Source organism: Myroides marinus, assembly GCF_900109075.1.
GTDB lineage: Bacteria > Bacteroidota > Bacteroidia > Flavobacteriales > Flavobacteriaceae > Flavobacterium > Flavobacterium marinum_A.
In genome coordinates, this window is record NZ_FNYS01000006.1 from 157,862 (window position 1) to 184,250 (window position 26,389).

27 protein-coding genes are annotated in these 26,389 nt (G+C 32.7%); 13 read left to right on the forward strand and 14 right to left on the reverse strand.

The window, feature by feature from the left end; all coding sequences use genetic code 11:
• Positions 1-34: 34 nt before the first annotated feature.
• Together BMX53_RS08785 and BMX53_RS08790 are read right to left on the reverse strand one after the other, a co-directional pair.
• Entirely contained in the window at positions 35-478 is a 444-nt protein-coding gene (locus tag BMX53_RS08785; RefSeq protein ID WP_074745817.1) for a hypothetical protein, read from the reverse strand.
• A 65-nt stretch (positions 479-543) separates the two neighbouring features.
• Positions 544-1,098 carry an SMI1/KNR4 family protein gene (locus tag BMX53_RS08790; protein ID WP_083394399.1) on the reverse strand — a complete coding sequence of 185 codons (555 nt, stop codon included), beginning with the start codon at positions 1,096-1,098 and terminating at the stop codon, positions 544-546.
• Positions 1,099-1,272: 174 nt separating this feature from the next.
• Between BMX53_RS08790 and BMX53_RS19095 the strand changes: the two genes are divergently transcribed.
• The 3 genes from BMX53_RS19095 to BMX53_RS08800 are packed head-to-tail and all read left to right on the forward strand — an operon-like array spanning position 1,273 to position 3,318.
• Entirely contained in the window at positions 1,273-1,410 is a 138-nt protein-coding gene (locus BMX53_RS19095; protein ID WP_167357244.1) for a hypothetical protein, read from the forward strand.
• A gap of 8 nt (positions 1,411-1,418) precedes the next feature.
• On the forward strand, positions 1,419-2,477 hold the full coding sequence (locus BMX53_RS08795; protein WP_074745819.1) for a WG repeat-containing protein: 1,059 nt from the start codon (positions 1,419-1,421) through the stop codon (positions 2,475-2,477).
• A gap of 4 nt (positions 2,478-2,481) precedes the next feature.
• Positions 2,482-3,318, forward strand: coding sequence for a hypothetical protein (locus BMX53_RS08800; protein ID WP_074745820.1), 837 nt, complete (start codon positions 2,482-2,484; stop codon positions 3,316-3,318).
• Between the two features lie 40 nt (positions 3,319-3,358).
• Here BMX53_RS08800 and BMX53_RS08805 read toward each other — a convergent pair whose 3' ends face one another.
• Positions 3,359-4,357 (reverse strand): OmpA family protein, encoded by a 999-nt coding sequence (locus BMX53_RS08805; RefSeq protein ID WP_074745822.1) that lies wholly within the window; start codon positions 4,355-4,357, stop codon positions 3,359-3,361.
• A gap of 231 nt (positions 4,358-4,588) precedes the next feature.
• Here BMX53_RS08805 and BMX53_RS08810 point away from each other — a divergent pair, with 231 nt between their 5' ends.
• Complete coding sequence (locus tag BMX53_RS08810) at positions 4,589-4,999, forward strand: hypothetical protein (protein WP_074745824.1); 411 nt, start codon at positions 4,589-4,591, stop codon at positions 4,997-4,999.
• A gap of 54 nt (positions 5,000-5,053) precedes the next feature.
• Here BMX53_RS08810 and BMX53_RS08815 read toward each other — a convergent pair whose 3' ends face one another.
• The 4 genes from BMX53_RS08815 to BMX53_RS18985 all read right to left on the reverse strand — a co-directional run bounded on the left by BMX53_RS08815 (position 5,054) and on the right by BMX53_RS18985 (position 7,878).
• Positions 5,054-6,265 (reverse strand): sterol desaturase family protein, encoded by a 1,212-nt coding sequence (locus tag BMX53_RS08815; RefSeq protein ID WP_074745826.1) that lies wholly within the window; start codon positions 6,263-6,265, stop codon positions 5,054-5,056.
• A 5-nt stretch (positions 6,266-6,270) separates the two neighbouring features.
• Positions 6,271-6,999 carry an alpha/beta fold hydrolase gene (locus tag BMX53_RS08820; protein ID WP_083394404.1) on the reverse strand — a complete coding sequence of 243 codons (729 nt, stop codon included), beginning with the start codon at positions 6,997-6,999 and terminating at the stop codon, positions 6,271-6,273.
• A gap of 457 nt (positions 7,000-7,456) precedes the next feature.
• Positions 7,457-7,648: a hypothetical protein gene (locus BMX53_RS19430; protein ID WP_083394400.1), complete on the reverse strand. Its 192-nt coding sequence runs from the start codon at positions 7,646-7,648 to the stop codon at positions 7,457-7,459.
• Positions 7,649-7,689: 41 nt separating this feature from the next.
• The gene (locus tag BMX53_RS18985) at positions 7,690-7,878 is read right to left on the reverse strand and encodes a hypothetical protein (RefSeq protein WP_143061413.1); all 189 of its coding nucleotides are present in this window, start codon (positions 7,876-7,878) and stop codon (positions 7,690-7,692) included.
• Positions 7,879-8,244: 366 nt separating this feature from the next.
• On the opposite strand from BMX53_RS18985, the gene BMX53_RS08830 reads away from it, so the two are divergent.
• The 3 genes from BMX53_RS08830 to BMX53_RS08840 all read left to right on the forward strand — a co-directional run bounded on the left by BMX53_RS08830 (position 8,245) and on the right by BMX53_RS08840 (position 10,754).
• Positions 8,245-8,814: a hypothetical protein gene (locus BMX53_RS08830; protein ID WP_244154488.1), complete on the forward strand. Its 570-nt coding sequence runs from the start codon at positions 8,245-8,247 to the stop codon at positions 8,812-8,814.
• A 382-nt stretch (positions 8,815-9,196) separates the two neighbouring features.
• Positions 9,197-9,889 (forward strand): hypothetical protein, encoded by a 693-nt coding sequence (locus tag BMX53_RS08835; protein WP_074745829.1) that lies wholly within the window; start codon positions 9,197-9,199, stop codon positions 9,887-9,889.
• Positions 9,864-10,754 (forward strand): hypothetical protein, encoded by an 891-nt coding sequence (locus BMX53_RS08840; protein ID WP_074745847.1) that lies wholly within the window; start codon positions 9,864-9,866, stop codon positions 10,752-10,754. The genes BMX53_RS08835 and BMX53_RS08840 overlap by 26 nt, the downstream gene beginning before the upstream one ends.
• Positions 10,755-10,760: 6 nt before the next feature.
• On the opposite strand, the gene BMX53_RS08845 is transcribed toward BMX53_RS08840, so the two are convergent.
• Positions 10,761-11,306: a GNAT family N-acetyltransferase gene (locus BMX53_RS08845; RefSeq protein ID WP_063176193.1), complete on the reverse strand. Its 546-nt coding sequence runs from the start codon at positions 11,304-11,306 to the stop codon at positions 10,761-10,763.
• 184 nt (positions 11,307-11,490) lie between these two features.
• On the opposite strand from BMX53_RS08845, the gene BMX53_RS08850 reads away from it, so the two are divergent.
• A complete protein-coding gene (locus BMX53_RS08850) occupies positions 11,491-12,453 on the forward strand; it encodes a D-2-hydroxyacid dehydrogenase family protein (protein ID WP_063176183.1) in 963 nt (320 codons plus the stop codon).
• Positions 12,454-12,530: 77 nt separating this feature from the next.
• On the opposite strand, the gene BMX53_RS08855 is transcribed toward BMX53_RS08850, so the two are convergent.
• The 6 genes from BMX53_RS08855 to BMX53_RS08880 form a co-directional block, all read right to left on the reverse strand.
• Positions 12,531-13,715, reverse strand: coding sequence for a calcium:cation antiporter (locus BMX53_RS08855; RefSeq protein WP_074745831.1), 1,185 nt, complete (start codon positions 13,713-13,715; stop codon positions 12,531-12,533).
• Between the two features lie 282 nt (positions 13,716-13,997).
• Positions 13,998-14,423 carry a DUF1801 domain-containing protein gene (locus BMX53_RS08860; RefSeq protein WP_038986679.1) on the reverse strand — a complete coding sequence of 142 codons (426 nt, stop codon included), beginning with the start codon at positions 14,421-14,423 and terminating at the stop codon, positions 13,998-14,000.
• 375 nt (positions 14,424-14,798) lie between these two features.
• Positions 14,799-15,545, reverse strand: a complete 747-nt coding sequence (pstB, locus tag BMX53_RS08865; protein ID WP_038986680.1) for a phosphate ABC transporter ATP-binding protein PstB — start codon at positions 15,543-15,545, stop codon at positions 14,799-14,801.
• Positions 15,535-16,392: a phosphate ABC transporter permease PstA gene (pstA, locus tag BMX53_RS08870; protein WP_074745833.1), complete on the reverse strand. Its 858-nt coding sequence runs from the start codon at positions 16,390-16,392 to the stop codon at positions 15,535-15,537. Before pstA ends, pstB begins: the two co-directional genes overlap by 11 nt.
• Positions 16,382-17,272: a phosphate ABC transporter permease subunit PstC gene (pstC, locus tag BMX53_RS08875; protein WP_063176180.1), complete on the reverse strand. Its 891-nt coding sequence runs from the start codon at positions 17,270-17,272 to the stop codon at positions 16,382-16,384. Before pstC ends, pstA begins: the two co-directional genes overlap by 11 nt.
• Entirely contained in the window at positions 17,262-18,137 is an 876-nt protein-coding gene (locus tag BMX53_RS08880) for a substrate-binding domain-containing protein (RefSeq protein WP_074745835.1), read from the reverse strand. Before BMX53_RS08880 ends, pstC begins: the two co-directional genes overlap by 11 nt.
• A 528-nt stretch (positions 18,138-18,665) precedes the next feature.
• Between BMX53_RS08880 and BMX53_RS08885 the strand changes: the two genes are divergently transcribed.
• The 5 genes from BMX53_RS08885 to BMX53_RS19100 all read left to right on the forward strand — a co-directional run.
• Positions 18,666-18,848, forward strand: a complete 183-nt coding sequence (locus tag BMX53_RS08885; protein ID WP_063176178.1) for a hypothetical protein — start codon at positions 18,666-18,668, stop codon at positions 18,846-18,848.
• Between the two features lie 7 nt (positions 18,849-18,855).
• Positions 18,856-20,076 (forward strand): erythromycin esterase family protein, encoded by a 1,221-nt coding sequence (locus BMX53_RS08890; protein WP_063176177.1) that lies wholly within the window; start codon positions 18,856-18,858, stop codon positions 20,074-20,076.
• 644 nt (positions 20,077-20,720) lie between these two features.
• Positions 20,721-21,602: a helix-turn-helix domain-containing protein gene (locus BMX53_RS08895; protein WP_063176192.1), complete on the forward strand. Its 882-nt coding sequence runs from the start codon at positions 20,721-20,723 to the stop codon at positions 21,600-21,602.
• A gap of 428 nt (positions 21,603-22,030) precedes the next feature.
• Positions 22,031-23,713 carry a tetratricopeptide repeat protein gene (locus BMX53_RS08900; RefSeq protein WP_063176176.1) on the forward strand — a complete coding sequence of 561 codons (1,683 nt, stop codon included), beginning with the start codon at positions 22,031-22,033 and terminating at the stop codon, positions 23,711-23,713.
• A 304-nt stretch (positions 23,714-24,017) separates the two neighbouring features.
• Positions 24,018-26,389, forward strand: a 2,372-nt coding sequence (locus BMX53_RS19100) for a BspA family leucine-rich repeat surface protein (RefSeq protein ID WP_167357245.1), incomplete at its 3' end; no start/stop codon positions are given.

A 26,389-nucleotide genomic window follows, 5' to 3' on the forward strand; every position in this document is an offset into this window, starting at 1 on the left:
ACACTATAAAAATAATATATCTGAACCTACTAACTTAAAACTTAGAATTAATAGGAATATTAAAGCGTATAGAAGTTGTAAACCCTTTGATAGGGCGGTAGTCTGTCTTATCAGCAATAGGTAGACCATATCCTAAGTCCACTTCAAATAAGGTAAAGAGTGACAACCCAACTTTCGGAGTTATGGTATAGGGTGTAATCTCAGCTCGTCCAAAAGCACCTATGTAATACATATCAGAATAATAAGCCACAGCTACTTCTGGAATAACTGCATATTTGCCCTGTGTCCACGTAAAGTTGGCTGTTGCATCTACCTTAAGTATATTAGTATTATTAATTTCTGTTGCATAATAACCACCTACTTTTACAATACTTCCTTTTTGGTATTGATAACTCACCGAAGGCCCCCACAGGCTATTTTGCGCCTGAAGAGTTGATGTACCTATTAGTAGACATACAAAGATTAAGATAATTCTCATCGCGATGTTGTTTTTTGATTTATAAAGAAACTTATTAATTTGGGTAGTTAGAGTAGTTTAATAAATTACAATGTTTTACTTCCTTTGGTTTCTACTGCTTTAATAATCCATTCTTCAAAGGTTCGCCAAGATTTCAACTCATCAGACGTTTCTACATATTCTTCAAGAGGGTATTCGTGACAAAAGACATCATAATTATTCTCCTCATTTTTCGTTGTACAGAAACCCATCCAATCTCCCATAGAACAATGAGTCCCTATCATGATAAACTGGTCTGTAATTACTTCATCGGCTTCTAATATTTCATGTTGTATGACTTGTATATTTTCCTGTAATTCAACTAAGTTATATATCTCAAAGCTGGGTAAGTACTCAGAGATAAAGAATTGCCCACAACCGATCTCTTCTAAAAACAGGTAATAAGTAGGAGGTAATAAGTTATGAGTAAGCGACTTAATGGTCGTTAACTCTTCTTCTGAAATCGGTTGAGTATTAAAGCGTAAATACTCAGTTTCTGTAATTTCTTGTCCATTAATCCATTTAGTTCTATTTAGAATAGCTTCATTCTTTATAATCCATTCTTTTAGTATATGCAGCGAATTGATAAACTCTCTTGTCATTCTTGTTGATTTAATGTAATAGGTTAAGTCAGCTTAAGAGGTAAAATTACTTCTTATAAATGATATAACAGTCCCCGAAAGTAGTGGGTTTATATTTAATACGTAAGAAGAAGGAAACTATTGTACAGTTTTATTATACTTTTGTAACAGAATTCACAAGTTAGACTCTATATAATGGGAAGAAATACACCTGCTAATCGAAAAGCCGTTAAGGACAAAATAGATAAAAAGAAACAAAAAGTGCACGAAGCAGCTGTAAAGCGCAAAGCGCTTTTAAAGGAGATAGTTAATCAGGTAAAGAACAAACAATAACTCAAGTTATGATCAGACGTTATTTAAAAATATTCATCATTGCACTTGGTTTAGGAGTGTCACTTGCTAATTGCAATAGCTTGTCTAACAGTAATCCTTTAGTAAATACTATCGTTGAAGGTTCAGAGAACACTATTCTTATTCCTAAGAAGAATGATGCAGGAGTATGGGGATATGTAGACGCTACTCAGAATTGGGTAATAGAACCTAAGTATGAGGATGCTTGGATGTTTAGTAAAGGAATGGGAGTAGTACAAATTAGTGAAGATAAATGCGGCTTGATCAATACTAAAGGGGAGTGGATAATAGAACCTAATTATCAATCTATATTGACTTTTGTAGACGCTAAAGGAGAGACTTACTTTAATGTAGAGAAAGACAACGTGAATACACTCTTTGACGCTCAAGGTAAAGAGATATTTTCTTCTCCAGAAACAGTGTTTTCATCAGAGGTTCTTTTTAATGAGGGACTATATATGAGAACAGGTGAAAATGGTCTTTTTGGTTTTATCAACAGTACTGGCAAATGGGCAATATCACCAACCTATTTATATGGTTCTGATTTTTCAGATGGTGTCGCGAGTGTTAGTTTAGATGAAAAAACACGAGCGATTATAGATCACAAAGGGGATGTTATAACGAGATTTGCTAATGATATTGACTATGTAGGAGTTTTTAGAAATGGACTTGCGCCTGCACGTAAAAATGAAAAGTACGGTTACATCAATAAAAAAGGAGAAACTGTAATAGAATTCAAGTATCTTGATGCAAAGGAGTTTAAAGGAGGAATTGCTTTTGCTACAGATAACGATGCTGATTTATGGCAATGTATCGATACGCAAGGGAAGGTAGTTTTTGAGATCACCAGCAGTTTTATAGTACCTATGGGACACGGTTATATACAGGCTCATAAAGAGGATAAAGTAGGAATAATCAATGCTAAGGGAGAAGTAGTATTGCCCTTTATCTATGACTTGATTCTTAATATTGAACAAGAGCATTACGTAAAAGTGAAGTTAGGAACAGAATATTACTATATAGATTTAACTACAGGAACGAAATATTAGTGATATGTCAAGAGACTTTAAACAAATATTTAAAGATTATCAGAAGAAATATCATCTATGTCATTGGTTAGATAAAAACGAGCAAGTAGCAAGTAATGAAGGAGAAGTTTTCTGGCAATACTGTGGATTAACTGATGACTTTAAAGAAGAGTTAGTGAACGCTGTGATAGAAACTTTTTTTAAAGATAAAGAATATCTCTATTTATGTATTTCTCCAAGCAAAACTGATTTAATTAATAAAGAATTAGTAGCAGGTCGAATAGCTGAACAATTGCATAAAAAAGATATTGGTATAACAGATGAATCTTTTGATAAGATGATACACTTTACTTCGTATGGTGTTTATAAAAAAGGTATTAATCAAGGTTTTGATAAAGTTAGGAAAAGATCTGATAATCAATCTTTACAAGTGTCTTTCTTTACTAATGTAATAGAAGAAAAAACAAAGTTAATCCCTTCTTATCTGAATGAATATCTAAGATTAATTGAGAAAGATTTGTACAAAAACTATGGAGGTACAATGGAATCTCTGTGGATTGATATTGAATTAGTTGAAAAACAAGAGCCATATCCATTTAGATTTCAGAAAAGAGTAAATAGCCCATCTTCTTATACAGATCCATATACTTATAATGTTGGTCACTTTAGTATTAAACCTGATTTTAATCTGCTGGATAAACTTCAATCTAAAAGTTTAATCTGTTTATATCTTATAGATTTATTATGTGAGTCTATAAATGAACTATCAAATAGGAAGAAAGCATTAGGAGATTTTGATTTTAGTACTTTCCAATCTGATTTTATAGAAGCTTGTGAAAAAGTAAAGTCTATATTAAAGTAAAACCCCACCGATAGCCATATCTATCGGTGGGGTTCTTATATTACTTTATTCTCACTAATTCTACTCTTCTGTTTTTAGCTTTATTGCTATCAGAGTCATTAGCTACTAATGGATTATCCGCTCCCAGTCCTTTGGCAACTAAGCGACTTTTATCAATACCCTGACTAATCAAAGCAGTCATAACCGCATTAGCTCGCTCAGAAGAAAGCTTTTTATTGTGATTAGCTTCACCAGTATTATCTGTATGTCCTTCTATAGAGATTTTTAAAGAACTATCTTTCTTTAATGCAGTGGCAATCTCAGAGACTACTTCATTACCTTCTTTAGTAACCGATGATTTATCCGTATCAAAATTGATATATAAAATAGACTTTCCTTTTTCTGTTAAGTCTTTGACTATTTCATCTGCAGTAATTTTAGTGATTGTCTGTTCCAAAGCTTCTTCTTGTAAGATATTCAGTTTTCCACCAGCATTATTAGCTGTGTATTGTATATAGATATTACCTTGTTTGTGCGTTTTGATAACATACATCTTTATTACCTCACCTGCATATCCTATATCACCGTCAGCCCCTTTGTTAGGATCTTGCTTATTATAGTTGTCATACTCTTCTCGCGTTATTTCTCCATCATATACTTTATACGCTCCTATAGACGTTAAGTAGTCCTCTAAGCTTTTCTCAAAATAGCGTTGAGAGAATTCTTCTCCTTGTACGGCAGTTACGTTCGTTTTATATAGTTTCCCTTCTATAGGAGTCATTATTCCTTCAATAGGGAAGTAGCATACATCAAAGTTCTTTTGTAGAGGCTTATTCATTTCTTTTAATCCTTTAGGTAGAGTAAAGAAAGGAAAAGCACCTATCTCAGCTTCACTATAAGGGATATTTTCAATCTTAAAGCTTGTAGATTCTTTTACAGGTTCTTCTGTAGTAGTTGAGCTCTGCTCTACAGGGGTATTTGTTGTATCAGTCTCTTTATTCTTCTGGTTACAAGCCATTACAAGTAATGCACTTGCCAATAGAAAGGTTGTTTTTTTCATACTTTGTTTATTTAGATTTGGTTATTGTTGTTTTTGTCTTTTTATGACTGTACTAAATTCGGTAAAAAAACATTATCTATTGCAGATAGAGAATAAAATTAAGTAAATGAGGATGTTCTTATGGATTCATAAGGGCAGAATGAGAAGGGGGGAGAAATAAATGTTAAGTATAGTACCTGTTTATTGTAAAGTAATTTATAGTTTTGATGGTCATATTTATAAACAGAAATAATGCCTCAGAAAGAAAAAGTAGAGTTAGATGATGGAATGAACAAAATAGGTGGTATTATGCTGCTGATTCTTTTCTTTTCTTTAATAGGAGGGTATTTTGTGACTAATTCTGATGAATATATTTCTAGAAAATACAAAGAGTTTAATGAATATAGTTTTGAAGGAGAGGTTTATGATAAGAAAGAAGATCAAAAAGGAGGAGGAGCTAATGTTACTCGTTATCTACATCTAAAAACAGGAATTATACATCGCGTTAATATCTCCAAGTATTATGACGTGCAGATAGGGGATTATGTATATAAACCTGCTAAATCTGATACAGTATATTATATTGTCAAGAAGAAGGATACTATAAAAGCAATGGAAAATAGTTACTTAAAAGATTATCTGAAGACAATGTCTAAAGAATAAAGTGAATAAAAGCCCACTGATAGAGATCTCTATCAGTGGGCTTTTGGTTGCTATCTACTTTATATTAATGATATTGTGTTTATACCAAACACTGGGTTTGAATATCTGCTCTATAACGATAGCTAACATAATTGGTATAAAAGTTAGTTCTATATATCCATAAACTGTAAGTACATAAGAGAGTACTAATATTATTCTGGCATACTCTAGATAATAAATCCATCTGCGTTGTTCCATCAAGGCTCCACAGTTGATTAGAGTAATTAGGATTAGCACTGCACCTGTAAATTTAGTAATACTGTCTAAGTTGCTGTAATAATAGGTCATCAGACACATTAGCAAGAAACTAAAAGCAATCTGTATGTTGAGGTAAACTTGATAACGAAACTGGAAATCATTACTTTTATTAGGTAACCATTTCTTTTCTAATTCTGGTCGAATATCTTGATCCATTAGCGCAGGACTACCAAAGGCTATTCTAATCTTATCCTTTAGAGTATCGGCCCTTTTAACAGCTTCAAGTATTTCGAGGTAATAATGAAAGTGTTGCCATAGAAAACTGTAACTCTTAATAGGATGTGTAAGTCCATATTTAGGCTTTTCTTCTTCACGCTGAAATGTGCCAAATAGCTTGTCCCAAAAGACAAAGACATCTCCATAGTTTTTATCTAAATACTTTTCGTCAGATGCGTGATGTACACCATGTAGAGAAGGAGTGATAAAAATGTATTCTAACCATCTTAATTTGCCCACTATCTGTGTATGGGTAAAGAAAGAGTACACTCCGTGAAACAGCAGAATAAAAATAACTAAGGAAGGGTGAAAGCCTACCCAAGGCAATACACACCAGAACACATTTCTAATTAATGCTTGAAACACTGTGATTCTCGCAGCTACTGTAAGGTTAAATTCTTCACTTTGATGATGAACAATATGAGCTGCCCACAGCAGGTTGACTTCATGCCCTAATCTGTGGTACCAATACCATACTAAATCTGTTGCTAAAATTAAGAGTATCCATGTGTACCAGGTATTTGGGATATTTAGCAGTGCGTAGTGCTCGTAGATATAATAAAATAGAGAGTAGAAACTGGCTGATATAAACAAGTTTAATAAACGCTCTGCTATACCAATACTAATATTAGTAATAGAGCTTTCGTATTTAAAGATATCTTGTCTTTTTTTGTATTTTGCTACTTGATATTCGATAAATAAGAAAATAAAGAATGCAGGTAAGGCAAAAGCCAAATAATTTACTTTTTCCATAGTGATTAGGCAGATAGAAATTCAGTTAAATAACGATTAAAAAGCTCAGGATGTTCCATCATCGGAACATGTCCACAGTTGTCTATCACTCTTAAATCAGAGTGAGGAATACTTGTTTGGAATTCATAAGCTACGTTTATAGGTGTTACATTATCTTGTTTGCCCCAAATCAATAAGACTGGATGTTTTATTTCAGAAAGAGAGTTCTTTAAATTTTGTTTTCTGGCTGCTCTGGCTAAGTTTATAATGGCTAATACTTTTAGGGGATTCCTTGTGGTGTGATATACATCATCGATAAGCTCTTTTGACAGCACTTCTTTGTTTTCGAAAACCTCTTCTACTTTGCGTTTTAAGTAATCATAATCTCTTACTTTGATAAACGTAGCTCCAAGAGAACTTTCATATAAACCTGAGCTTCCTGTAAGCACTAATTTCTTTACTTTATCAGGATACTGTAGGGTATATAACAAGGCTAAATGCCCACCTAAAGAATTACCTACTAAAATAGGGTTGACGATTTGGTTAGCCTTAATATAATCATCTAAAAAATCAGATAGACTATCTAAGGCATTATTGCCCATAAGTTTGTCTCCTACAGGGAGACTGGGAATATAAACAGTGTAGTGATCAGCAAGGTGCTGTTCCACATGAAGCCAGTTACTTAGGCTTCCTAATAAACCATGTAGTAATATTACCGCAGGTTTGTCTTTGGAAGAAACTATGGTTTGTGCCATATACATTTTGAGTTTGTGTTAATACTTTACAAGTACACCAACAAAAAAAGCCACCGATATATCGGTGGCTGTCTATATGATGTAAATAAAATCTCTATACTACCCGATACAATAACGTTTTGATGACATAGCCATACAACACATTACCATCATTACTGATGTTGAGATATTCTCATTGTATTTTAGGACTGTAATTGCCATTTTTTAATTATTGTTTGTTTGTCTTCCTGTTTTGTATATAACAAATGTATTCTTTTTTCTCAAATAGCCTAATACTTATTCTCCTTTTTTTAAAATCGTTTTAAATAAGGCGCTAATCTTGGATAGTGATATTGATGTAATTTACCCATACCTGTTCTCTATCTTCATTCTTTTGAAAGCTTTTAAGCATGAATTCCCTGTTATAAGTTACATACTCATTAAAGTAGAGTTTGTTATTTACCACTACCTAAGTAAATTAAAAATAACAATAAATAAAGAAGTGAATATAGTTAAATAAGGTGTGGATTATACCACAAATCAGAATATTCTGTTTAGTTACTTTAGTTAAGTAACCAAAATATAATGAAGCTATAAAAACTAGAATAATAGCTAGTATAGCATTGTAAAACGGCATGATGTAAAAGAAAACAATATGTGTTATAGTCATTAATATAAAGGTAATTATATTACTTATATTAAAGTTTTTATTTAATCTATTGTTTTGGTTTCTAGATAAGGTAAAATCAATCCTCTGTATAGTATCTCTTCACCAAATGCTTTAATAGGAAATGAAATGGAGAGATAAAATATGATATTCTGTAGATAATCATTTCTCATCTCTTTAGAAGCATCTAAGAGGTTCTGTGTAATATTAATACCTACAAAAAGTATTATCATTATCACTGTATAAATAATAAGACGTGTAGTATTTCCTGTAATTCTAAATTTTTTAAAATAGTAAGTAGGTAACTTATATTTCTTTATTAAGAATCTACAAATAACAATCAATACAATCGAAAAGACAACAGATCTGTATTCGGTATTATCGATGAAGAATAGAGATAGGTATACCAATGTACAACTAGCATAAATAACAAAAAAGAGTAATATAGGAAAGATAACTTTATTAGATAATTGCACAGTATGATAATGGTTAATAGATTATTATATACATTTACTAAGATAACAACATATTCACATTTTAAGGTTATGGAAAACAAATATTGGTATGGTTTATTAGTTTTTATTGTTCTAAGTTTTATAATGAGGAAGATATCTAGAGGTTCTTCAAATAAAATAGACACTGTATCTATTGAAAGGAATATACGTCTAGGAAAGGAACTAGTTGCTAGTGGTTACTTAGATTATGCTACTCCAAAAGATAAAGATTCATTAGAGACAGAGATTATAACCTCTTTTGATATTTACGACGATGAAATTAATAAATATATTCATATTGATGCAGAAAGTCTTGCAGAGTATAATTTTGATTTCTTTCTACCTCGTTTAAATGAGGTTTTAGACAATAGAGGTGTGAAAATTGAAATAGAATTACCTACTGATTATGAACAAACCAATGATATAATAGTTAATGGCGAGAGAATAAATCTATATACCCAGTATGACTTAAAACACAATCTAATTTGGGAAACCGCTGCTAATAATTTTTTTGAAAGGCTAAATGAGATTCTAAAGAGCAAAGGATTAAATGAACAGTTCTATTTACTCTATGGAGGTAATGATTTAGCAACCCTTCTTTTGACCAATGAACAGTATAGAATTATCGCGCTATACTATAAAGGAAATGAGAATGAGATACCATATTTACCTTAGTAAGGTGATCTTATTTCTTTAGTAGTTTGTATTATTCAGAGTCTTATCTTTAATTGCTATGTTTTATATTTATACAATATTTTTCCCTTTACTAATTGTTGGTTTTGTGTTTTTAATTAACTGTAAAATAACTTCTTACATAAGTATATTAAATGGATTGTTTAAGTCTATTTTACCTTTATATCTTTATGCTTTTATCTTATATTTTGTAGATATGGAAAACTATATTGATACAGGATGGTCATTTTATAGTATCATGTTTTTTTTGATACCTTGTTCCATCATAGCCTCGTTAGTTCGACTTTATTATTATCTGAAGAAATAAACATTATGTAATTAATTATACTTAATCATAGGTCATTAATTCATTACCCCCAAACTTATGAACATCTACTCTTACCACTTAGTCAAAGTATCATTCTTCACAGGCGTAAAAAACTTATTGTTTCCTTTTAAGGCAAAGGGATTGTTGTATTCAGATGTAATGGCTAATATGCGATTAGGGTCACCTATATTTTCACTTTCAAGACTGATTGTAACAGAGATAGCCGTTTTTGCACAATGGGAAGATGAAAAGGCTTTAAACGACTTTTTAGCTAATACCCCCTTTGGTAAACAATTTAGTAAAGGCTGGTTTGTCAAACTAAGACTTGTAAGGCAATGGGGAAGTATTTTAGGACTTGTTGTACAAGACTTATCTAATGAAAGTGAGATAGATGATTCTCCTGTGGTTGCTATTACAATAGCTAAAATGAGATTATTACAAATACCAAGATTTATAAAATGGGGACGACCTGTTGAGAAGTTAGTACGTGACCATTCAGGAATTACCTTAGCCTCAGCGTCTATTCGTTTTCCAAATACAGTATCTACATTTTCTATTTGGAAAACTACTAAAGAAATGACAGATATGGTAAGAGGGCATAGTAATACTCCTAAACCTAAAAGACATGTCGATGCGATGAAAGAAAGAGATAGAAAGGACTTTCACTATGAGTTTACTACTCTGCGATTTATGATACTTTCAGAGTCAGGACAGTGGAATGGAAATGATAATTATACTAAAAGTAAATAGTTTGTTTTTAAAGATTAAAAGGCAGAAGATTCAAGATTATCTAACTCAATTGTGGGTATCTGTAGGAGGTAGAGAGATAACTCCTCTTAGAGAAGTATGGCTTATAGGACCACTGGGAAAGGTAAACGGTATTGGTAAAGAATTTGTCTATCAACTAGCAAAGGAAGAAAACCTTATTATAGAGGAAAGTTCCTCTTCAAAAGGACTATTATCTTCTATTAAAGACTTGAATCTATCAACAGATGAGTTAGCTAAATTAGATGAAGATATTATTGATTTTTACGAGCATACTTCTGACTATGACGTCTTGTTTTCTCTGAAGTGGAATCCTTTGTTTAAGTACTTTGGTTTCTTGGTAGGTAAGTTGTTTAGTAATAGAATTAATCAGCTCAATATACCTGCTAACAATATTTCACAAGATCAAATTATTGACAACCAAATTATACATCTTATTTCTCCTGATAACAAAGAAGTAAAGCATACGATATGGTTTAGAACTTTTAAGGACAGTGATACTGTGTTGTATTCAGGTATATATAGCACATGTAGTATTCCCTCTGGTAAAACTTGTATTAAAGCAGTTTTTCCTTTACCTAATGGTAGTGCTACAGTTATTTTATCACCAGAAGTAGGATCAAATGGAGAGTTAATACTCAACTCTAAAGGAAAGCAGTTTGGCGAAGCAGGCTTTTACTTTCTACTTAAGAATCTTAAAGAGGAGTATCGAAGTAAGTATATTTCTACTTTTCACGATAGATTGGTTGTATATAAGAAGAACAATGATCTTGGCGCTATACAAAATCTAAAGTTATGGAATCTAAATGTATTAACTATTCAGTATAAGTTAAGCAGAAGAAAAGAGTAATCCTCTTTACCTCAACGACAACCACATCTTCATATTATCATAGTACCTATCATTATCCTTAATAAAGTCTGGAATTACACCCACTTCTTTAAAGCCTAACTTTTGGTATAGCGCTATACCACTTTTGTTTTCTGTATAAACGTCTAAAGAGATAATTTCTAAGGGACTATTTTTAGCCCATTCTAAGGCAGTTTTTAATAATGTGGTACCAACACCTGTATTTCGCCAATTCATTGCTATACCCATGCCTAAAACAGCTGTATGAAACATTGTACTTCTATGGTGTCCAGTAAGATCAAGGTTGCCGATTAGTTCACCTTGGTACTCAGCAACTAACATTAAAGAGTTAGGTGAGGTATTTAATTGATTGATCCAGTTTGCAATATCTCTAGGTGTTTTTGTAAAATCTATAGCATTTAATGGAATATACTCAGAGTTGTCTAAGTATTCTTTTATCAAAGCCAATAGAGTAGTACTGTCATTTATAGTAGCTAGTCTTATGGTTATTTGCGTACCATTCTTTAGCGTTGTAGTAAAGGGAAGTAAAGACATAGTTATCATTTATTAATACTAACAATTTAATACATAAAAGATTACTGTGCAAGATGTGAAATCTGAGTTTATTTAGCATATTGTTATATTCTGTTCTGTATAAAATATTGTACTTTCACTTTGTTAATATTAGTAGCAAACCCTTATATGGACTAGTACTGATACAAATTATAAACTCACAGAAATGAAAATTACAATACTAGATGATTATCAAAACGTTATTGAAAATCTACAATGCTATAAATTATTAGAAGGACAACAAGTAGAGATTATTCACCATTTTGAGAAAGATGTAGATAAGTTAGCTGAACTCCTAAAGGATACTGAGATAGTTGTACTGACTAGAGAGCGAACAGAGGTATCTGAAGCCCTTTTGAGTAAATTACCTAAGTTAAAGTTAATTAGCCAAACAGGTAAAATATCTAACCACCTGAATCTGTCTATATGTACTGAACATAAGGTGGCAGTAGCTGAAGGAATAGGTTCTCCTGTGGCTCCATCAGAGCTTACTTGGACACTTATATTAAATACGATTAGAAAGGTTCCTCAAGCTGTTCAGGCAATGAAAGAAGGTAAGTGGCAAACCAATATAGGGCGTAGTGTACATGGCAAGACGATTGGTATCTGGGGATATGGTAAGATAGGACAACAACTAGCCCAGTATGCAAAGGTGTTTGGAGCAAATGTCTTAGTATGGGGGAGTGAGAACTCTAGAGCTAAGGCTGTAGAAGATGGATTCTTTAGCGCAAATTCTAAAGAAGAGTTCTTCCAGTCTGCTGATATCATAACCGTGAATCTAAGATTGAATAAAGATACTTATGGTATAGTCAAGGAAAGTGATTTGAGACAAATGAAATCCAATGCTGTATTAGTTAATACAGCTAGAGCCGAATTAATAGAAAAAGGAGCGTTAATCAATGTTTTGAGAAGTGGTCAGCAACTATTAGTAGGAGTAGATGTGTATGAGGAAGAACCTATATATGATGTTAATCATGAGCTGTTGAAATATGATAATGTTGTATGTACACCTCATATAGGCTATGTAGAGGAATCTAGCTATGAGCTTTATTTTGAGAAGGCTTTTGAGAATGTAATTAATTATATAAATGGGAACCCTAGTAATATAGCTAACCCTGAAGTATTATAAGGTATATAAAAGTAAAGGACTACTGATTCAGTAGTCCTTTATTTGTTTAAAAGAAATTTTAATATTTATATAGAACCCTATGGGTTAAATATCAGTAGCGTAAATACGGCAAATAATACTAAGTGCATAATTCCCATAATTGGAGTAGTACGCTTACCTAAGAATGTCATAAGGCTTAACAGAAGCGTAATAACAAATAAGATAGTCTCTGTGCTTGTCATTCCAAATAAAACTGTTTTGCCGGTGATTAATCCGATGATTAATACAGAAGGGACTGTAAGCCCTACAGTAGAAACAAAGGCTCCGTGACAAAGGTTTATCGCGCGTTGAAACTCGTTGTTTAAAGCAGCTTTGATAGCTGTCATTGATTCAGGTGTAAATACGATTACTGCTACTAATACTCCTCCTAATAGAGTAGGTAAGTTCGCGGCTTTTATTCCATAGTCTACCACCACTGCCATATTATGTGATAGCAATACAATAGGTAGTATCATTCCAATTAGAATAATAGAGCGTATCCATATTTCTTTCTTTCCTCCTGTAGAATGGTTTTCGTCTTCTGAAGTAATATTAGCCATATCTCTTTCCATATATGGGATTTCCATTGATCCTTCTTTTGGCTGTACATATAAATGCTTGTATCCCTTCATCTGGAAGTATAAGAATAGAGCATATAATAGAATGATAAATGCTGCTAGCCCGATAGCTTGTGTATTGCTAAACATTCCACCTCCAGCACCTTGAATATAATTAGGTAATAACAATCCTATTCCACCTAACATAATTATCATTGCTAGATAAGACATTGTTCCTTGTGCATTGTACTCCTGCTCACCATACTTTAATCCACCTAATAAGATACACAGACCTATTACCAGGTTCATAATGATCATCATTACAGAAAAGATAGAGTCTTTACCAATAGTAGGATTCTCTCCAGGGCCTAACATAACAGCAGAGATAAGAATTACCTCTATAGATACAATAGACAAAGTTAGAATTAAGGTACCAAAAGGTTCTCCTAATTTATGAGCCAGTTCATCAGCTTCTTTTACCACTCCAAATGCAGCTCCTACAATTGTTAGCAACAATACTAAGAATACTGTAGTCGCTAGCAGAGGAGTTAATGTATCTCCTGTAATAGCTCCTCCTAAAGTCATAAACAATATTACAATTAGCCATACTGCTATTAGTCGTATTCTGGTTTTAGCTGGAAATATACTTGCTAAGGATAAGTTATTCATTGCATTGTTTTTTGTCATAGTTCATACGTTTTATTTAACAGCTCAAAAATATTGCCATTAAGGGTATTTTGATTTATCAAATGATAAATAATGAAAAGGGGAATAGAATTAACAATTTGGAACGAGGAATGAATAATGAGGAATGTCTGCGATACTATATTATGTTCTGTAAGTCAATGTTGAGACACAATAGACCTTCCTTCTCCTGGCTCATCATTCATAATATCCACTGGATATTAATTATTCTGCCCTGTCTACCAAAAAGGGATAATAAACCCACTCCAACCAAAAATCACAATATCACGAAACTTCATATCGCTCTTTTACAAACGCAATAGATTCCAAACACAAGGTTTCTAAAGCTTCTATATTAATATCTGATAGTTTCTTCATATAGATACAAGCTTTTCCCATTTTATAATTACCTAAACTTTCTAAAGTAGCCCTACTTTTTTCAGTATCTGAGAATACATATAAAGAGAATTTATCTTTACGGGGAGAGAACCCAAGAATAGGAGCGTCACCTTCATGCCCACTAGCGTATTTATAGTGATAGTTCCCAAAACCAATAATAGTAGGTCCCCACATTTTAGGTTCAAAACCAGACCACTGTTTTAGTAAATCGATAAGCTGTAAACTGTCTATCTTCTTTTGTTCGCTGTCTACATACGAATCAATAAAAGAGATTACATCTTCCCCTGTATATGTTGTTTTTGTTTTAGCCATTAGTAGTAAGTGTTTATTAGAGAATTAAGATAGTTATTTTTTTGGTTCTATGTGTTTTCGTTGTTTTGTTGTTTCGTTTTTTTTGGATACAGATTACGTCTATGTAGAGGCGAATAGCAATTTGTCCGCATGATATGAAACGTGTAACATGAATCTTATTAATCATTAAATCCTTTAATCTTAATTCAGACAATAAAAGAAGAAAAAGGGAACAAGGAACGCATTATAAATCCGCTCCAACACAAAACAACAACCAATAAAACAAAAAAACGGACACTATTACAGTATCCGTTTTTGGCTCTAATAAGTCAGACTTATTAACGACTAAGTAGGTAAGTGGTCTACTTGGTGTTATTGTGAATGGTGTTGAGGTTATTAACCAAATACACCATTGATATAATTCTTTGTCATTTCGTGTTTAGGGTTCTCGAAGATATCCTGTGTAGGACCACTCTCTTTTACTTCTCCTAAATACATAAAGTACGTATGGTCAGCGATACGCTGCGCCTGTTGCATATTATGTGTTACGATAGCGATTGTATATTTCTCCTTTAAGTGAAGGATTAACTCCTCAATCTTAATTGTACTTACAGGGTCAAGTGCCGAACATGGCTCATCCATTAAGATAACTTCTGGGCGTAGGGCTACAGCTCTGGCAATACACAGACGTTGTTGTTGTCCACCAGATAAGCGGTGAGCAGGCATCTTTAAATCGTCTTTTACTTCATCCCATAAGAAGGCTTCTGTTAGCGCTTTCTCAATTACACTTTTATCATGTGGAAGATTATTGATCTTTAATCCGTACGCGATATTGTCATAAATACTCTTAGGAAAAGGGTTTGCCTTTTGGAATACCATTCCTATGCGCTTTCTAATTTCCGTTACAGGTACATTCTTAGAATAAATGTCCATGTCTTCTAACTTTAGAGAACCTTGTATTTTAGCGTAAGGTACTAAGTCATGCATACGGTTAAAGCTTCTTAGCAGTGTACTCTTTCCACAACCAGATGGCCCAATAAGAGCTGTAATCTTGTTCTCTTCAAATTCTACACTTACATTTTTTAAAACTTGTTTAGTTGCAAAACTAATGTTTAGGTTTTCAGCAGATAATTTAGTTTTCATTTTTTCTGAATTTATAACGGATATAAAATGCGCTTAGGTTTAATAAAAACACCACTAAGATCAAGACTAATGCAGTTCCATAGGCAATAGGTCTTACTTCTTCGATAGCTTGGTGTTGCGTTGATAACATGTATAAGTGGTACGGTAGGGCCATAAACTCTTGGTTGATATACCCATTGGTATCACTGATATAAAAGGCTGCACCTGTAAATAGGATAGGAGCTGTCTCACCAGCTGCTCTTGACAGCGTTAGTACTACTCCTGTTAAGATACCTGGTACAGCAGAAGGAATAACTACATCTTTAATAGTTTCAAACTTAGTAGCACCTACAGCCAATGCCGCTTCTCTTGTACTATTTGGGATTTGCATTAATGCCTCTTCTGTTGTTGTAATAATATAAGGAAGAGATAATAATCCTAATGTCAATCCAGCAGCAATAAGTGATGTTCCTAACTGTAAGGTCTGTACAAAAAGTGCCAATCCAAATAATCCATAGATAATAGATGGTACTCCTGACAAGTTACGAATAGCAGCGCGTATTGTTCTTGTTAGCCAATTGTTTTCTGCATATTCGTTTAAGTAGATGGCACAGAATACTCCAAATGGAATACTGAATAAGGCTGTGATTAACGTGATTAATACTGTTCCAATAATTGGCGTAAGAATACCACCTTTAGTCATTCCTTCTTTAGGAATGCTAGAGATAAACTCCCAAGATAAGCTTCCGATTCCCTTTGCTACTATTTCTAAAATAATTACAACAAGGAAAAAGCATACAATAAGTGTTGTTCCTACTAATGTTCCCCATTCTACGATAGAGGATAATCTTAGTTTATTATGCTGCATGGTATTTTCTTAATCTGTTAATGAAATATTCTCCTACGATGTTTGCAATTAATGTCATAAAGAATAACACTGTTGCCAAAGCGTATAATCCGTAGTAGTGTGTTGTTTGATAAGGAACTTCTCCCATCTCGATAGCGATAGTTGCTGTCATTGTTTTTACCGAATCAAAGAATCCTGTAGGGATAAGAGCAGCATTACCAGTTGCCATAAGTACAGTCATAGTTTCTCCGATAGCACGTCCTACACCTAACATCACAGCTGATATAATACCAGGAGCAGCAGCAGGTATAATTACTTTGCGAAGTGTTTGCCATTTTGTAGCTCCCACACCGTAGCTTGCTTCCTTATATGTTTTTGGCACTGCATGTATAGCATCTTCTGCAATCGTGATAATAGTTGGTAAAGCCATCACAGCTAATAGTATTGCACCATTCAGCGCGTTTAATCCATTAGGTAAACCAGCCATATCTGCTATTCCAGGACTTAGCACTACAATTCCTAAGAATCCAATTACTACAGATGGTACAGCAGCTAACATTTCGATAGCAGGCTTAAGGATATTCTTTAATCGCGTACCAGCATATTCAGAGATAAAAGCTGCTGTACCGATTCCTAAAGGAATAGCGATAAGCATAGCTCCGAATGTTACGATAGTAGTACTAAGTATTAGAGGTAACATACCATAAGCTGGATTCTTTGCTGTTGGGTTCCATTCCATTCCTGTTATAAAATCCAATGGTTTTACGTCCATAAAGAAGGAAATAGAGTTGTAGATTAGCATGGCTAATATTCCTCCTAATAAGCAAAGTACTAATAGACCAGTAGCTTTAAAGATGTACTTAAACGTAACATCTAATCCAATTCTAACTTTATATTTCATCTTGTGGTCGTTCTATAATATAATACCCGTGTTTTTTAATCAATTGCTTTCCTTTCTCACTGCGTTCAAAATCAATAAAAGGCTTTACTTTTTCCCAAGAATCTTCTAATACAAATTGGTATAAGGGACGTTGGAAGAAATATAGGCTGCTATTAATTGCTTTTGGATCAATAGGAGAGTATGCCTCTGCAGTAGGAGTTTCTCTAATACTTAAGATTTTAACCGTAGGGTTAGTAGCAGTCTCATGAGAGATATAACCTGCTCCTACATAACCAATCCCAGATTTATCTGCTTTGACACCTTCTAAGATCTGAGCATTACCTGTCATTTCTTTAGCTGCGTTAGAGAACTCTATCTTTAGCTTCTTTTTGATAAAAGAGTGCGTTCCTGAGCTACTTTGACGACCATATATATTGATAGGAAGATCTAAAGAGGTAATTTCTTTCCAATTGGTAATCTCACCTTTCATAATTTTACCAAGCGTCTCTATATCTAAGGCATCTATTGGAATATCCTTGTGTACAACAAAGGCGGTTGCATCTTCGGCAAAGATAACAGTGTGCAGTTTGATGTTTTTCTTTTCAAACGACGCTATTTCTTTGTCTGATAAAGGACGAGAAGAGTTGGCAATGTCGGCTTGACCGTTTAACAATGAAGTGATACCGATACCGGAACCTCCACCAGAAATGGCAATACTAAAGTCTGAATCTTCGAGCGTGTACTGCTCTGCAAGATTGACTGCTAAATTTACTTCGGTATCAGATCCCTTCATCTTAATAGAATGGTCTTTATCTCCGCAAGAAATTAGTAATAGAAAAGAAAAAATAGCTATACTTTTTCTTTTGAATAAATAGTGTCTTTTCATTGGGGCAAATAACTTATCTATTTGTGACCTATGAGTTACTACTATGTTACGAAAGAGTTAAGTGATGATATTTATTAAAATCAAGGTTTAATTGATAAAAATATTGTGAAGTAATGAATATGATAGCTTTATTTATTGATAGTTGATAAAAATTTCAGAAGCTTCTCATTTTGTATACTACATATCGTTCTGTTTATTAAAACTTCAATGTTACGCTAAGGTTAAGTGGAGTGCTTTGTTAAATTATAAAGTATAATAATATGTCTTACTACCTGATAATAGCTAAACATCTAGGTATAGATATAACTTTTGTTTCTTAAAATTTGATTATCAGTACTATAGTTGAGCTGTAGGATAAACTTAGTTTGGAGAGTTTAGTATTAGGTTATTAAGGGAGATACTGACAACAAATAACAATATTGTGTTTGTTAAAGTTTTGATTATCTGCGTTTAGAGATATACTAAAGCGTTGTAAGAGGAGGTTTATATTTAGTGCACAAACAATTATTAATAAAAACCACCTAACTAATGATTAAAATAATAACAACAGTAGCACTTACACTAGTAGTAGATATAACGAATAGCTTAAATCAAACTTTCCTATCTAAACACGAGACTATAGAGCAGCAAATTACGGATGTAGAGAAATATAAAGAGTTTGATATAGATTCTTTAAATGAACAGAACTTAATAGTTAATATAATAATCTAGGTAAGTAATGAAGCATATAATCGTAATATGTTTATGCTTTCTAGGAAGTATAAACACTTTTAGTCAAGAGAAGAGTATCTATAAACTTAATCCTATACAAGAAGATTTTCTAACTCTTGGAGTAAAAGAGATTATAGCTAAAGGAGTAGAAGGGGATAAAGTAGTATTTTTAGGAGAGTCAGATCACCAATATGGTTCTGATATTAGAGCCAAAGGAGAAGTCGCTAAATATCTAATAGAAGAGCTAGGCTATACAGACATTATATTTGAAGCAGACTTTTTTGCTCTACTTTTGAACCCTAGTGCCAGGTATTCTCTTTATAAGATGTGGTCAGTCTCTGACCAAAATGAGGATTTTATGAATTATTTAAAACAGAATAAAGTCAACTACTATGGACTAGATGTCAGGTTTGCTACTACTTATTCTAGAGATAATTTTACTGTAAAACTAAAAGAGTATCTAAGCTCACTAGATATTAATCTTGAAGAACGCTTTGTGAAGTTAACTAATGAGTGCATTGTTACTAATGGATATAAAAATGCAAATAAATTAACTTCAGAGGATTACGAGTATCTAACTAATTATGTAGATAAGTTATTACATAATGAGACAGTAACTCAGAGAGCAGAATGGAAACAGATATTAGAGAGTTATAAAAGCGCAGTGATTTTATACTTCGAAAAAGCAAAAGACAAAAACTTTAATATAAATACTATTAGAGATAAACAGATGGCAAGTAATATAGATTTTCTTGTACATTATTATCCTGAGAAGAAATTCATTGTTTGGTTGGCTAATGCACATATGTCTAAAATCAATGAATCAAGTCATAATTGTGGATATGAATTTGTAAAGCGAAATCCGAACAAATCGTATCATATAGCTATAGCGTCTTATGGTCATTATTATCAAACAGATAGTAAGATATACAAAGCTTTTAAAGACAATAAGAACTTATTATCACTTTTACCTTCGGTAGATAGTAACTATTTCTTAGATGTAAACGAATTAGTAAATACTTATCCAGAATATAAAGCTAATATATATGGAAATCATTCTAAAGATACCATTAAACCCAATGACAGGTTATTTCAGGTTTCGTGGAATAATAATAAGTCTAGTGTTTTTATGAACTTTGACGCTATGATTTTCTTAAAAGAAAAAGAAGAGATTACTTATGATCAATATAACAAACTATTGATAGAAAAAAAGAGAAAAGGGAACTAGCCTATATCTGGAAAGATAAAAAAGAGTAATATTTTTATTAAAAAAAGCATGTTTAAACTACTTAAACATGCTTTTTTTTTTGATTCTAAACCCCACATTTTTTCTTATAAGAGCTATAATTGACCTTTTTGAGAGCAATAAACAAAAAAAATGTATTACTTTTTTTATTATCAATATTTTGTAAATTATTGTTTTTTAGTTAATTATGTTTTAATGGTAAAATAAATCTATTTTTTAAAGGCTTCTAATAGCCCGTAAATAGGGCTTTCGTAGTAGATCCATCGACAATTCAACGACAATAAGCCGTATTTAGTTGAGTAGGGAAGCAGTTTGTCGATGTATTCTCCTTTTATTGATGTCGTATTGTCCTTCTATGCAAATGTTTAACTACCTAAAGTTAACCTATAAGTTCTCTTTTCGTTATCTTTCTTACTGAAGTTCCTGATTTTAAGATCTAGTGGTTTAGTTCTTAGATTTGTTGCTTTTATATACGATTTGCGTATATATACATATTACATTCGTTAAAATATAGGTATATATAATTTATTTTATTTTCTTTTGCAAAAGGCAAATAATAAAGGTGCTTAGTTTTGGTTGTCTCAAATGATAATATTAAAAATAAGCAAATATTACTACTCTCATTTATGAATAAGTTACCACTCGAGCCTTTTCTTCATCGAGCTAATAATGGATTATATATTAACTGTAAGGATCTTAATAGATTAGTAGAGATAAGAGGGCAAGACTTGTTTCGTCCACATAAGTTGACATTTTTCTGTATTCACCTTTTTTTAGAGGGAATGGGGACGTATTGTTTGGATTCTACTTCTATTCGTGTAGCTCCACGACAAGTGCTGATTGTGTCTAAGAATCAGGTGGAGCAATATTGCGAGCCTCTAAATTATCAATCCGAAGTATTGATGTTTACAGAGGATTTCTTTTGTATTGATGAATTACATTTTCAGTTTTTCTACAATACGAATTTGTTCAAATTATCCGATCATTTACAATCAATAGATATAAGCAAAGAATACGAGGAGTTAGTATTGCTTTTTGATTTGATCAAAAGAGAACTAGGTAAAAAATTTTATCCCAAGCAACAGTATATCTTAAATAACTACCTCTTTAGTGCACTATTAATTCTGGAGAATGCCATAGATCAATCTACTATTCAACAACTTAATATCTCACATGAAAAACTGATAGTGTCTAATTTTAAATCTCTAGTGAATAAGAAAATAGACAAGAGTATTACTGTAAAGATGTATGCATCAGAATTAAAGCTAAGTGTGCGATCTATAGAATATGCCTTCAAAAAAACAGATAATATGACTCCTTATGCTTGGATATCAGATAGGATGGTTATGGAGATTAAGAGATTACTGCTATATAAGGATCTACATATAAATGAGATTTCGTATAAACTAGGCTTTAAAGAGGCCAATCACTTAACCGTATTCTTTAAGAACAAGACAGGAGTGACTCCCTTACAGTTTAGAAATAGATTTAATGACAATAGTATTTAATGACTTTTTTATTCGCATTTATGTAAGTAATTACTACTGAGTAGAAGATACTTTTGTACGTGTTGTAATAACAGTAGGTATTACGTTACTTGAGAACTAATAGTTAAAGCTTATTCTTTATTAGTTTACAAGTTTTAATAGAGATAAAGTACTATTAGTTCTCATTTTAATCTTTGTTGCTAGATGTAAAAGAAGCAATATAGAACTCACACCTTAATCTGCGTTGTAGGATTTAAAACTAGCAACACAAAACTCACTTTTTTTCAAGTAGCTCTATGAAAATATGAGCTAATGCACAACAATTGATTGATAGCCCTATTAGGGCTATCAATTTTTAGTTATTATTAGATTATCAAATAATAAAATATCTATATAATCTCCATTCTGTTATAATAAATACACTATTTTTGTTCAAAATGCGACATACTATGCTTCGAATAATCCTTTTTTTAAGTCTTATGACCTTGTTTTCTTGTAATGAGAATAAACAGGAGAGTAATGTTTATTACAATACAATTATACAAGAGTATAAAGAAAAGGGAATTAGTGATATTAGCACTATAAAGAATCCAGAAGAGATTAAGGCTATTCTAAATGTATTCAAAGCGTTAGAATACCAAAGACAGCATGATAGTCTTAATGAAGTTAGTACTTCGCTATTATTAGAGAGTGTAGATATCGTTAATAATAGTGCTAATATAGGATTGAGAGAATGGGTATATAGTGAGATAGGATTTTACTATTATACTTATAATCACTATATAGAAGCTGCACCTTACTTTATAAAGATTTCAAAAGTTATTGATAATAATCTGGAGCAGATAGATGTGCAGAGATGTAGTGTGCTGCTCAAAACAGCTTATTTTTTTGAAACGATACAACAGTATGATAAGTGTATTGATTATTATAAGAAGACATTAGAAACAAGTTGTAAAACAAATAATAATAAAGGAGCTGTACTTTGGGCATTGGGTGCTGCTTACCAAAAAATAGATAGTATAGCATCGGCTAAAGAATATTATACACTTGCTAGTGAACAGGCCTTAAAGGTAGGAGACACATTGCGTTATGCTAAAAGTCTTGGAGGGTTGGCTAGTATTTTGGAGATTGAAGGGGACAAGACTACAGCAGAGCAGTATTATGTGGAGGATATAAATATCTCAAAAAGGTTAAAGGAAGATCGCAACCAGATGTATGCTCAGATACAGTTGGGTAAATTCTATTATGCCAATAAACAGTACACCTTAGCAGAACAGGTCTGGCAAGAGGCTTATGAAATAACCAAAACAAGGGATTATCTAATGGGATATCAGCGAGAGGTATCTGCTCATTTATTAAATATTGCAAAGGTTGGTCATAGAGATGGTGAAGAATTATTTTATAGAAGAGAGCTAGATCGCATTGATAATATCATAGAGGATAGAGAGAGCGAAGATGTCATTCGTAAGATTAATTGGAATACGAGTTACGAAAGTATCACTTGGGAATTAGAAGCAGAGAGAAACGCCAATGATAGAGTACGTTATCAGCGGCTATTGTTTATGAGTAGTACGGGCCTATTATTACTCTTGGTCGTTGTGATTTATTTCTTTTACAAAAGAATTATTAAACTTCAAACTTTTAAATATGAAGCTAAGTTACTAGCCTTTCAGTATTCTAAACTAAGCTCAGAGACTAAGTTAAAAGAGACGCATGCTTCTTTAGCTTCTTATCAGGTCTATCTCTCTGAGAAAACACAGCAAATAGAAAGATTAGAACAAGAGCTAGAGAAGGTAAAGTACTCAACAAATGAATATGTAAAGGAGAAGAGACCTGATCTAGAACAACTGCTAAATGCGCATCTGATGACTGATGAGAGTTGGAATATGTTTAAGGAGACATTTAAGGAGGAACAAGAGGAATATTATTTGTATTTAATGGAGCGTTTCCCTGATTTGACAGAGTCTAATTTGCGTATTGTATTACTTCAAAAATTGGGACTAACTAATCAAGAAACTGCTAATCTATTAGGGATAACAATAGATGCTGTGAAGAAGGCGAAACAGCGTCTCAAGAAAAAGTATGAGGAGGATTATGATACTATTCTAAACCCAGATAAAGAAGAGGTATAGTGTTATATTGTGATTATAAGGGAGGTATTATCTATTAGATAATACCTTTTTTGTTTTTATAAAGTGGTTATTAATAGCATATTGCGATTTGTCCACCCTGATGTCCACCCCTTATAATAGACAGGAGTTGGCATTCTGCTATTAATTTTACATCAAGAAAGCTAAAGCTTGAACTTCACCACACTCAACGTATAGCGCAAAGTATAGAATGTAGTTCTATGCTAGTTTTGATAAATTGTTGTTTTCTACGATTTGTTATGGTTTAGTGTGGTATGTAAAACAGTAACCTTAACAAAACAACAATATGAAAAAACTTCTACTCTTACTCTTATTTTTAATCAGCCATCTGCTGTCTGCTCAGACTAGTACCGAACAATTTGAGACAGAAAGCAATGGTTCTACCAATTTTACGGATAACGGGGTTGTATTTAATATTATTTCTAGTGCAAGTCATTTCAGTATTGTGAACTTTCCAGGGAGAGGTTGGAGTGGTACAGCGAATGATAATCGCTATATAGATAATAGTAATAGCGTAAATGACATTTCCCCTTCTTTTAGTATAAAGACGACTTCTAATTTGTTTAAGGTTAATCGTTTTTGGGTTTATTTAGCAGATAAATTATCTAATCCGAATACTACAGGTTCCTTAACAATTACAGGAAAGTTAGGCGGAGTAACTAAATTTGCTCAAACGAAAACTACTGGATTTGCAACTTCTTTAGGTAGTACTAATGGGTATACGCTTATAGATATGACTAATCTAAATGGTCAGAACTATTCTAACATAGTAATAGATGAATTACAGATTACTGCTAATGGTAATTACAAATATGTTGCTCTTGATGCCTTCACTTGGGTAAAAGATTCTAATATAGTTCTTCCTGAATTTAAACCTTTTATCACCATATGGAAAGTACTTGAGGGTGATAATATAGAGATATATAGAGATAAAGACTATACTTACAATTATAATGTAAGCTGGGAGAAAATAGGTGACCCTACAAAAAAGGGCAGTATAACTAATCAAACAGATGATTATACCATACCTAATCTTTCAGCAGGTGAGTATAAAGTAACGATATCAGGTAATTTTCCACACTTTAGAGCAGGTAAAGAGTTTGAAGATAATAATGCTAAACAACTTTTAAGTGTTAATCAATGGGGAACACAACGCTGGAAGAGCATGAAAGAATCTTTTCAATCTGCAACTAATTTAACTTCTGTAGATAATGATTCCCCAGATCTTACTGATGTAACAGATATGTCAAGAATGTTTGATCATGCAAGTTCATTCAATAGTGATCTGAATAATTGGGACGTTTCTAAGGTAACAGATATGTCGTATATGTTTTCAGGAGCTAACTCATTTAATGGTAATGTAAGTAATTGGAATGTATCTAATGTAACTACTATGCAGGGGATGTTCCAAGTAGCGAGTGTTTTTAATAGAGATTTGAGTAACTGGAATGTGGCTAATGTAACAGATATGATTCAAATGTTTTCGCTAGCATATTCTTTTAATAGTGATGTGAGTAATTGGAATGTTTCTAAGGTAACAGCAATGTCTCATATGTTCTCAAATGCTAGTTCATTTAACAGAAACCTAAGTAAATGGAGAATTACTAATATTGAAGTAAAACATGCTGGTATGTTAGGCATGTTAGAATATTCAGGAATGTCTGTAGATAATTATGATACTACATTAAAGGGGTGGGCTAATCTAGCTAATATCTCTAGAGATATATCTCTAGAAGTTCATGGCTTAAAGTATTGTTCAGCTAGTATAGAGAGAGAAAAATTAATAAAAGAGAAAGGATGGAAGATAAAAGGGGATATTAAGTTAGGTAGTGATTATATATTAAACAATAAAACAGTAGTGTATGATACAAAACCACATGATATTAAATTAAATACGACACCAATTACTCCATTAGCAGTTAAATATGAAATATATGATTCTTTAAATAACGAAGTTCCTGAAGCTATAAATGTTGGAGAATATACTGTAAAAGCAATAATTAGTGGATGTGGGGCAGATGAAGTCAAAACAGCTACTTTAAGTATAACTTCTGTATTAAAAGCAATTATTAAGAAAACAGATGTGAGCTGTAATGGAGGATCTAATGGAACAGCAAGTGTAAATGTATCAGGAGGAACAGCACCATATAGTTATTTATGGAGTACTGGAGCAACTACTCAAAGTATTACAGGATTAGCAGTAGGTACTTATAAAGTAACCATTACAGATGCAACAAACAAAAAAATAACAAATAACTTTGATATTACACAACCTACTGCTTTATCAGCTACTACGTCTCAGACTAATATAAGCTGTAATGGAGGATCTAATGGAACAGCAAGTGTAAATGTATCAGGAGGAACAGGTAATTATACTTATTCATGGGCTCCGAGTGGCGGAACTGCTGCTACCGCTACAGGATTAGCTGCTGGTACTTATACTGTGACTATTACAGATGCTAATGATTGTGTAATAACACGTACATTTACTATTACACAACCTACCGCTTTAACCGCTACTACGTCTCAGACCAATGTAAGCTGTAATGGAGGGACTAATGGAACAGCTACAGTAATCCCTTCAGGAGGAGCAGGTGGTTATACTTATTCATGGGCTCCGAGTGGCGGAACTGCTGCTACCGCTACAGGATTAGCTGC

Coding starts and splice junctions, on each gene's coding strand:
- BMX53_RS08785 (WP_074745817.1), bottom strand. CDS start 478: ATGAGAATTATCTTAATCTTTGTATGTCTACTAATAGGTACATCAACT.
- BMX53_RS08790 (WP_083394399.1), bottom strand. CDS start 1,098: ATGACAAGAGAGTTTATCAATTCGCTGCATATACTAAAAGAATGGATT.
- BMX53_RS19095 (WP_167357244.1), top strand. CDS start 1,273: ATGGGAAGAAATACACCTGCTAATCGAAAAGCCGTTAAGGACAAAATA.
- BMX53_RS08795 (WP_074745819.1), top strand. CDS start 1,419: ATGATCAGACGTTATTTAAAAATATTCATCATTGCACTTGGTTTAGGA.
- BMX53_RS08800 (WP_074745820.1), top strand. CDS start 2,482: ATGTCAAGAGACTTTAAACAAATATTTAAAGATTATCAGAAGAAATAT.
- BMX53_RS08805 (WP_074745822.1), bottom strand. CDS start 4,357: ATGAAAAAAACAACCTTTCTATTGGCAAGTGCATTACTTGTAATGGCT.
- BMX53_RS08810 (WP_074745824.1), top strand. CDS start 4,589: ATGCCTCAGAAAGAAAAAGTAGAGTTAGATGATGGAATGAACAAAATA.
- BMX53_RS08815 (WP_074745826.1), bottom strand. CDS start 6,265: ATGGAAAAAGTAAATTATTTGGCTTTTGCCTTACCTGCATTCTTTATT.
- BMX53_RS08820 (WP_083394404.1), bottom strand. CDS start 6,999: ATGGCACAAACCATAGTTTCTTCCAAAGACAAACCTGCGGTAATATTA.
- BMX53_RS19430 (WP_083394400.1), bottom strand. CDS start 7,648: ATGACTATAACACATATTGTTTTCTTTTACATCATGCCGTTTTACAAT.
- BMX53_RS18985 (WP_143061413.1), bottom strand. CDS start 7,878: ATGATAATACTTTTTGTAGGTATTAATATTACACAGAACCTCTTAGAT.
- BMX53_RS08830 (WP_244154488.1), top strand. CDS start 8,245: ATGAGGAAGATATCTAGAGGTTCTTCAAATAAAATAGACACTGTATCT.
- BMX53_RS08835 (WP_074745829.1), top strand. CDS start 9,197: ATGAACATCTACTCTTACCACTTAGTCAAAGTATCATTCTTCACAGGC.
- BMX53_RS08840 (WP_074745847.1), top strand. CDS start 9,864: ATGATAATTATACTAAAAGTAAATAGTTTGTTTTTAAAGATTAAAAGG.
- BMX53_RS08845 (WP_063176193.1), bottom strand. CDS start 11,306: ATGTCTTTACTTCCCTTTACTACAACGCTAAAGAATGGTACGCAAATA.
- BMX53_RS08850 (WP_063176183.1), top strand. CDS start 11,491: ATGAAAATTACAATACTAGATGATTATCAAAACGTTATTGAAAATCTA.
- BMX53_RS08855 (WP_074745831.1), bottom strand. CDS start 13,715: ATGACAAAAAACAATGCAATGAATAACTTATCCTTAGCAAGTATATTT.
- BMX53_RS08860 (WP_038986679.1), bottom strand. CDS start 14,423: ATGGCTAAAACAAAAACAACATATACAGGGGAAGATGTAATCTCTTTT.
- pstB (WP_038986680.1), bottom strand. CDS start 15,545: ATGAAAACTAAATTATCTGCTGAAAACCTAAACATTAGTTTTGCAACT.
- pstA (WP_074745833.1), bottom strand. CDS start 16,392: ATGCAGCATAATAAACTAAGATTATCCTCTATCGTAGAATGGGGAACA.
- pstC (WP_063176180.1), bottom strand. CDS start 17,272: ATGAAATATAAAGTTAGAATTGGATTAGATGTTACGTTTAAGTACATC.
- BMX53_RS08880 (WP_074745835.1), bottom strand. CDS start 18,137: ATGAAAAGACACTATTTATTCAAAAGAAAAAGTATAGCTATTTTTTCT.
- BMX53_RS08885 (WP_063176178.1), top strand. CDS start 18,666: ATGATTAAAATAATAACAACAGTAGCACTTACACTAGTAGTAGATATA.
- BMX53_RS08890 (WP_063176177.1), top strand. CDS start 18,856: ATGAAGCATATAATCGTAATATGTTTATGCTTTCTAGGAAGTATAAAC.
- BMX53_RS08895 (WP_063176192.1), top strand. CDS start 20,721: ATGAATAAGTTACCACTCGAGCCTTTTCTTCATCGAGCTAATAATGGA.
- BMX53_RS08900 (WP_063176176.1), top strand. CDS start 22,031: ATGCTTCGAATAATCCTTTTTTTAAGTCTTATGACCTTGTTTTCTTGT.